Annotated in this window: 7 protein-coding genes and 1 pseudogene; 7 read left to right on the top strand and 1 reads right to left on the bottom strand. The window is 73.6% G+C overall.

Annotated elements, in window-relative coordinates:
• From GTR02_RS17750 to GTR02_RS24650, 4 genes and pseudogenes are all read left to right on the top strand, one after another.
• Positions 1-199 (top strand): annotated as a pseudogene (locus tag GTR02_RS17750) (extracellular catalytic domain type 1 short-chain-length polyhydroxyalkanoate depolymerase); the annotation flags it as partial.
• Between the two features lie 132 nt (positions 200-331).
• The gene (locus tag GTR02_RS17745; protein WP_166608815.1) at positions 332-1,666 is read left to right on the top strand and encodes a phytase; all 1,335 of its coding nucleotides are present in this window, start codon (positions 332-334) and stop codon (positions 1,664-1,666) included.
• Positions 1,667-1,874: 208 nt separating this feature from the next.
• Positions 1,875-2,372: a nuclear transport factor 2 family protein gene (locus GTR02_RS17740; protein WP_166608814.1), complete on the top strand. Its 498-nt coding sequence runs from the start codon at positions 1,875-1,877 to the stop codon at positions 2,370-2,372.
• A gap of 32 nt (positions 2,373-2,404) precedes the next feature.
• Positions 2,405-2,920: a DUF429 domain-containing protein gene (locus GTR02_RS24650; RefSeq protein ID WP_166608813.1), complete on the top strand. Its 516-nt coding sequence runs from the start codon at positions 2,405-2,407 to the stop codon at positions 2,918-2,920.
• Between the two features lie 56 nt (positions 2,921-2,976).
• Here the strand turns inward: GTR02_RS24650 and GTR02_RS17730 are convergent, their stop codons facing one another.
• Positions 2,977-4,260, bottom strand: a complete 1,284-nt coding sequence (locus tag GTR02_RS17730) for an ROK family protein (RefSeq protein WP_166608812.1) — start codon at positions 4,258-4,260, stop codon at positions 2,977-2,979.
• A 207-nt stretch (positions 4,261-4,467) separates the two neighbouring features.
• On the opposite strand from GTR02_RS17730, the gene GTR02_RS17725 reads away from it, so the two are divergent.
• From GTR02_RS17725 to GTR02_RS17715, 3 genes are read left to right on the top strand one after another with little or no spacing between them, the layout of a single operon-like run.
• Positions 4,468-5,826 (top strand): extracellular solute-binding protein, encoded by a 1,359-nt coding sequence (locus tag GTR02_RS17725; RefSeq protein WP_166608811.1) that lies wholly within the window; start codon positions 4,468-4,470, stop codon positions 5,824-5,826.
• A gap of 37 nt (positions 5,827-5,863) precedes the next feature.
• On the top strand, positions 5,864-6,796 hold the full coding sequence (locus GTR02_RS17720) for an ABC transporter permease subunit (protein ID WP_166608810.1): 933 nt from the start codon (positions 5,864-5,866) through the stop codon (positions 6,794-6,796).
• Complete coding sequence (locus tag GTR02_RS17715; protein WP_420814744.1) at positions 6,793-7,698, top strand: carbohydrate ABC transporter permease; 906 nt, start codon at positions 6,793-6,795, stop codon at positions 7,696-7,698. The genes GTR02_RS17720 and GTR02_RS17715 overlap by 4 nt, the downstream gene beginning before the upstream one ends.
• Positions 7,699-7,734: the final 36 nt, after the last annotated feature.

The raw sequence follows: 7,734 nt of genomic DNA, 5'->3' as shown, positions 1-7,734 counted from the left end.
CCCGACCACCCCGCCCACCACGGCGCAGTGCGTGCGCGACAGCACGACGGACCACGTGGCCGAGGGGCGCGCGACCGAGGTCTTCGACCGCGCGTACGCGCTGGGCAGCCGCGACTCCCTGGGCCGCGAGAGCCGCTTCAACATCGTCTCGCTGCGTCAGTCCGCGCCCGGCACCTGGAACCTCGTCAGCAGCTGCTGAGGGCGGCGCGTCGCCCGGTCGACACCTGCTCGTCACCCGACGAGCGCAGGATGGTCGACCGGGCGACGCCCGGCGGTTGCTCCGCAGCACCATGATCGGCGGCGTCGGTCCCGTCGAAACCCTGGAGCTCCCGTGCCGTCGTCCCTCCTCCGCCGCAGCGCCGGTGTCAGCGCCGGCCTGCTGTCGCTGGCCCTGCTCCCCCTCTCCCCGGCCGCCGCGGCGCCGTCGCGCGAACCGCGCTGGGCGACCGTCACCGCGACCGCGGAGACCCCGGCCGTCTTCGACGACGAGGCCGACGGGAACGCCGACGCGGACGACCCGGCGCTCTGGACCTCCCGCACCGCGCCCGGCGACTCCGTCGTCGTCGCCACCCTGAAGAACGGCGGCCTCGCGGCGTACGCCCTCGACGGGTCGTTGCTGCAGCGCCTCGCGGTCCCCGCGACGCCGGCCGGGGCCGAGGAGGCCAGCCGCTACAACAACGTCGACGTCGTCCAGGGGGCGCGGATCGGCGGGCGCACGCTCGACCTGGCGGTGGTCAGCGACCGCGGCCGGGACCGCGTCCGCGTCTTCGCCATCGACCCGCGCGGCGCGGCCGCCGGGGCCGCCGTGCTGCGCGACGTCACCGCTCCCGGTGCGGCGCCCGTGTTCAGCGCCAGTGAGGCCGCCGTCGACGAGCAGGAGACCGCCTACGGGCTCGCCGCCGGGCTCGACGCGCGCGGCGGCGTCCAGGTGCTCACCACCCGCCGGCACACGACCGACTACGCCGTGCTCGACCTCGTGGCCGGCCCCGGCGGGACGGTCGGGTACCGCGAGGTGAGCCGCAGTTCGCTGCCCGCGGAGTTCACCCTGTCCACCGGCGGGACGTGGAGCCCCTGCGAGGAACCCGGTGAGGGCCCGCAGATGGAGGGCACCGTGCGCGACCCCGCGTCGGGCGCCTGGTTCGTCGCGCAGGAGGACGTCGGGATCTGGCGGCTCACGGTCGAGGGCGGGGCGACGACCTCGCGCCGCCTCCTCGACACCGTGCGCGGTTTCGGCGTCCCCGCGACGTACGACGCCGGCACGGAGTCGTGCGAGGTCTCGGGCCCGGACCCGGGGGTGGGCGGGACCCACCTCACGGCGGACGCCGAGGGCCTGACCGTCGCCCCGAAGGCCGGCGGGGGGACGTACCTGTTCGCCTCCAGCCAGGGGGACAGCACGTTCGCCGTCTACGACGTGTCCCGCAAGGCGCGCTACGTCGGCGGGTTCTCCGTCGCCGACGGGCCCGGGATCGACGGTGTGCAGCACAGCGACGGCGCGACCCTCAGCACGTCGCCGCTGGGCCCGGACTTCCCGCACGGCGTCTTCGTCAGCCACGACGGCGAGGAGACCCCGACGGTCGCGGGCGCCGACGGCGAGGCCCGCGTGTCGACGGGGTTCACGCTCGTCCCCCTGGAGCGGATCACCACGCCGCTGGGCCTGCGCCTCTGAGCCGGTGGGCCGGCGGCGGGACCCGCCGCCGGCCCCATCCACGCGCGTGATGCGCACCATCACCCGGCTGGCCTTCCCGGGAGCCGGGTGAGTGCGGACACTCGGCTCAGCGGGTCGGCGGCGACCGGGAGGCGGCTCCGACGGTGGAGCGGACCTCGCCGGAGCGGCGGGCCCGCCGCTCCGCTCCCTCGTCGGAAGGTTCCCCACCGTGACCACCACCACGCCCGCCGGCCCGGCCGCCCCGCCGAGCGATCCCGCCGCCCAGCTGCAGTGGCTCGTCGACCGCGCCGCCATCAGCGACCTGCTCGTGGAGTTCGCCCGCACGCTGGACGTCAGGGACTTCGACGCCAACACGGCCCTGTACCTGCCGGACGGCACGTTCGAGGTCGACGGAGCGCCGTTCAGGCTCGTCGGCCACGAGCAGCTGGCGACGACGGGTTCCCCGCGCGGGCTCGCGCGCTACGACGCCACGTGGCACCTGTCGTCCAACCACGCCATCCACGTCGACGGCGACACCGCGACCACGCGGTCGTACCTGATCGGCGTGCACCGGTTCACCGCGGACCTGACGCGGCACGCCGACGGGGCCGGCTGGTACGACTGCACGCTGCGCCGCACCGAGCAGGGCTGGCGCTTCGCCACCGTCGTGATCCACGAGGTGTGGCGGGCCGGCGAGGACCTCCCGCACGTGCCGCCGAACAGCTGAGACCCGCCGCGCGCCGCTCGTAGGCTGGCGCGGTGATCACCGTCGGCGTCGACCTCGCGACCGAGCCGGCGCGAACGGCGAAGGCCGTGCTGCGCTGGGACGGTGCGGGCGCGCACGTGGAGTCGCTCGCGCTGGGCACGACCGACGCGCAGGTCCTCGACGCCGCCGGCACGGCCGCGAAGCTCGGGCTCGACTGCCCGCTCGGCTGGCCCGACGAGTTCCTCGCGTTCCTGCTGGCGCACCAGGCGGGGGACCATGTCGCCCCGGCCGACGTCGCCGGCCGCGACTGGCGGCGGCGGCTGGCCAACCGGGAGACCGACCGGGCCGTGCGCGCGGGGACCGGGCTGACGCCGACGAGCGTGGCCGCCGAGGCGTGCGCCGCGTCGGACGACGCCTTCGACGCCGTCGTCGCCGCGCTGACGGCCCGGGCCGCCGCGGTGGGCGCGGCCACACGACCGGCGCAGGGGCAGCGCGCGGCCGCGGCCCGCGAGGGGTGGATCGCCCTGCCGACCGGACCGCTGGCGGACCTCGCCCACCCGCCCCGCTGACCGCGGCACCGGCCTCGGGGCCCGCGCCGCGGACCGACACCGGCGCCCGCGACCGCTCAGTGCACCGGCGCCACGGGGGAGATGACGGCGGCGCGCAGCGGGCTGCGCGCCGTCGACCACGTCGAGGTCAGCGCCTCGTGCAGCACGGCGCTCGCCGCCCCCACCGCACCGGCGTGCTCGCCCGATCCGCTGAGGCGCACGGTCACGCCGTGCAGGTCGCGGGCCATCGCGGCGCGGACCCGGTCCTGCAGCACCGCGCGGACCCGTTCGCCGCCGCACCGCAGACCCGGACCGCCGAGCACCACCTCGCCGACGTCCACGACGTTGACGACACCGAGCACGACGCCCGCCAGGTCGTCGGCGGCGCGGCGCAGCACCGCGGCCGCGGCCGCGTCCCCGCCGGCGGCGAGCGCCTCCAGGCGGTCGTGGTCGGCGAGCACGCTGGCCTCGGCGAGGCGCAGGCCGGCCGAGCGCGCGGCGCCTGCGCCCACGAGGCGGACGTACCCGCGCACGACGGCGGCCGGCGCGGCGCACGCCTCGAGGCACCCGACCGACCCGCACGTGCAGGCGGGGCCGGACGGGTCGACGACGACGTGGCCGATCTCCCCCGCGTTCCCGGACTCGCCCCGGAGCACCTCGTCGCGCAGGACGATCCCGCCCCCGATGCCCACGCCGACGTGCACGTGGAGGAAGGAGCGCGGTCCCCGCGGGGAGCGCCACAGCTCGCCCACGGCACACGCCGTCGCGTCGTTCTCCACCAGCACGGGCAGGTCGAGGAACCGTCCGAGCAGGTCGGCGACCGCGACCCCGTGCCAGCCGGGCAGGTTGATGGCCGACGACCGCACGGGGCCGTGGAAGTCGAGCGGCCCGGGCACGGCCACCCCCACCCCGCGCACCGCGCTCGCGTCGAGGTCACCGCGGGCGACCCCCGCGGCGACGAGGTCGTGCACCAGGCCGGCGCCGACGCGGAGCGACCCGGACGCCCCGTCCCCCGGACGGTCCGCGCGGGCGGTGCCGAGCACGTCGCCCGTCAGGTCGAGCAGGACGGCCACGACGTGGTCGCGGTCGAACTGCAGGCCGGCGGCGACCGCCACGCCGGGCCGCACCGACAGCGCCGCGCGCGGTTTGCCCACGGCGCGCGGGAGGGACGAGCGCCCGCCCCCCTCCCGGACGAGGTCGCGCTCGAGCAGCCGGCGGACGATGTTCGACACCGTCTGCAGGGTCAGGCCGCTCGAACGGGCGATCTCGGTCCGGGAGGTCCCGGGCGAACGCCGGATCCCGTCCAGGACGACCGCCTGGTTGTAGTCACCCACCCAGGGCAGGTTCGTGCCTCGTCGCACCGCGCCTCCTCGCGCTCGCGGACCCCGGACGGGCGGCGCGCCGCCGTGGGCGCGTACCCGTCGGGGTCGTCGGCAGAAGCATGTCCGTCACCCGTTGACACGGTCAATCCACTGGATTTACTTTTTGCGGACGGGACGGCGACGCGGCCGTCCGGCACCCGGGAGGTCCGGGTCCTCGAGCTCAACCACACCACGAAGGAGTGGGTCGTGCGTCGTCGCAGCTTCCTGACCGCCGCCGGACTCGGCGCCGGAACCCTGTTCGCCACCGCCGCCTGCGGAGGGGAGTCGTCCGGCTCCTCGGACTCCACGGCGGTCAAGGTCGCGTACCAGCAGTGGGGTTCCGGCACCATCATGAAGGACTACCTCTCGGGGCTGAAGACGTCCTACGAGGGCGCCAACCCGGGCAAGAGCATCGAACTGGTGCCGATCGTCGCGTCCGAGAACGACTACTACACGAAGCTGCAGCTGATGATGCGCTCGCCGCGCACGTCGCCCGACGTCGTGTACGAGGACACCTTCCTCATCAACTCCGACATCACGGCCGGCTACCTGCAGCCGCTGGACTCCTTCCTGGGCAGCTGGGACCAGTGGGACCAGTTCCAGGACACCGCCAAGGGCGCCGCGAAGGCCGCCGACGGCAAGACCTACGGCGTCCCCGACGGCACCGACACCCGCGCCCTGTGGTTCAACAAGCAGCTGCTGACCCAGGCCGGTCTGCCCGAGGCCTGGGCCCCCACCAGCTGGGACGACATCCTCACGGCCTGCCGCGAGATCAAGGGCAAGGTCCCCGGCGTGACGCCCATCAACATCTACGCGGGCAAGGCGGCGGGTGAGGCCGCGTCCATGCAGGGCTTCGAGATGCTGTTCTACGGCACCGGCAGCACCCTCTACGACGTCGCCTCGGACAAGTGGAACGTCGCGAGCCCCGAGTTCCGCGACGCCCTGACCGTGCTCAAGACCTTCTACGACGAGAAGCTGTGCCCGGACCCGGAGATCGCCCTCGACGCGCAGATCTCCAACCGCGTGGGGGAGGAGTTCCTGCCGGGGTCGACCCTGGCCATCGCCCTCGACGGGTCGTGGATGTCGAACAACTGGCTGGAGACCGGCGGGGCGCCGTGGCCCGAGTGGTCGCAGCTCATGGCGACGACGCCGATGCCCACGAAGGACGGCTCCGCACCGGGCAAGATCAGCATGTCGGGCGGCTGGACGTGGGCGATGACCAAGAACGCGGCCAACGCCGACGAGGCCTGGAAGGTCATCTCGACGCTCACGGCGTTCGAGAACAACCTGAAGTACAACATCGCCAACGCGTCGGTGGCGGTCCGCAAGGACGTCGCGCAGGACCCGGAGTACACGGGCTCGAACCAGACGCTCGAGTTCTTCTCCAGCCTCGTGCCCGTCACGCAGTACCGCCCGCAGAACACGGACTACCCCCGCGTCTCCAACGAGATCCAGGTGGCGATGGAGGCCGTCGTCACCGGGCAGGCCAGCCCCACGGAGGCGGCGGACGCCTACGACGAGGCGGTCAAGGGCATCGTCGGCGAGGAGAAGACGGCCACCCTCTGACCCCCCGACCACCCCGCCGACGGTCCCAGGAGGTCCCGTGGCCACGCTGACCCGACCCACTCCCCCGAGCAGCCCGCCCGGGGTCGACCCGCACCGGCGGACCCACCCGCTGCGGGTCGACATCGCCCGCGCCCTGCCGCTCACCCCGGCCGTCGTGCTGCTGCTGGTCTTCCTGGCCGGCCCGATCGTGTGGTGCTGCTACGCCGCCTTCACCAACACCGCCCTCACGGGCGCCGGGTCGGGCGCCACCCAGTTCGTCGGCCTGGACAACTTCCGCCAGGCCTTCGGCAGCGAGGCGTTCCGCAACTCCGTCGTCCTGACCCTGGTCTTCACCGTGCTGTCCGCGGTCGTGGGCCAGAACCTCCTCGGCCTGGCGCTGGCCCTGCTGCAGAAGCGGTCCGCGAAGGTGGTCCGCACCCTGGTGGGGACCGCCGTCATCGGCGCCTGGGTCATCCCCGAGGTCGTCGCGGGCTACGTCTGGTACGCGTTCCTGTCCAAGGACGGCACGTTCAACGAGCTCATCGCGGGGCTCGGCCTGAGCCAGAACTGGCTCTACACGCTGCCCATCCTGGCGGTGTCGCTCGCGAACGTGTGGCGCGGCACCGCCTTCTCGATGCTGGTCTACAACGCGGCGCTGTCGGAGATCCCCCAGGAGATCGAGGAGGCCGCCGAGATGGACGGCGCGACGGGCCTCTCCCGGCTGCGCTACGTGACGATCCCGATGATCCGGCGCACCGTCACGACCAACCTCATGCTCATCACGCTGCAGACCCTGTCGGTGTTCGGCCTCATCTACACCATGACGAAGGGCGGCCCGGGCACCAAGAGCCAGACCCTGCCGCTGTACATGTACGAGCAGGCGTTCTCCTTCAGCCAGCTCGGCTACGGCACCGCCATCGCCCTCGTGCTGCTGGCCGTCGGCGCCGTCTTCTCCGTCGTCTACATGCGCCTGCTGCGCGAGGAGGCGTGACCCCCGTGACCGCGACCACCCCCGCCACCGTCGTGACGACCACCCGGGTCACCGGGACGACCACCCGCCCGCGCGGGCCGCGGTCGTGGGTCGCCCCGGCCGTCGTCAACGTCGTCACCGCCCTGCTGGGCCTCATGTTCCTGCTGCCCATGCTGTGGGTCGTGTTCGCGGCCTTCAACGCGACCGCCGGGCTGAAGGTGGAGTGGCCCGGATCGAACTTCAGCCTGGAGAACTTCCGGGCCGTCATGACGCCCGAGACGACCTACCGGCCCATGTGGAACGGACTCGTCCTGTGCGTGTCCGCCGCGGCCATCGCCGTGGTCGTCGCGACCCTCGCGGCCTACCCGCTGTCGCGGTTCGAGACGCGCTACAAGCGGCCGTTCCTGCTGTCGATCCTCTTCTCCACGGGGCTGCCGATCACGGCGATCATGGTGCCGGTGTACGGGCTGTTCGTGCAGCTCAACCTCATCGACACCCTCGGCGGCACCATCGCCTTCATGGCCACGACCTCGCTGCCCATCTCGATCTTCCTCATGAAGAACTTCATGGACGGCGTGCCGATCTCGCTGGAGGAGGCGGCCTGGACCGACGGGGCCAGCGCCATGCAGACGCTGCGGCACATCGTGCTGCCGCTCATGTGGCCGGGCCTGTCCGTCGTCATCATCTTCACGTTCATCGGGCTGTGGGGGAACTTCTTCATCCCCTTCGTCCTGCTGCTCTCCCCCGACCGGCTGCCCGCCTCGGTGAGCATCTTCACCTTCTTCGGCCAGTACGGCTCCGTGCAGTGGGGCCAGCTCGCCGCCTACTCCGTGCTGTACACGCTGCCGGTGGTCGTGCTCTACCTGCTGCTGTCCCGCCGCCTCGGTGGCGCCTTCACCTTCGGCGGCGCCCTCAAGGGCTGAGCCCGCCGCCCGTCCCGGCGCCCCACCACCCCTCCC

Source organism: Kineococcus siccus (genome assembly GCF_009906795.1).
Lineage (GTDB): Bacteria > Actinomycetota > Actinomycetes > Actinomycetales > Kineococcaceae > Kineococcus > Kineococcus siccus.
This window is presented reverse-complemented; position numbering and strand designations above follow the sequence as displayed.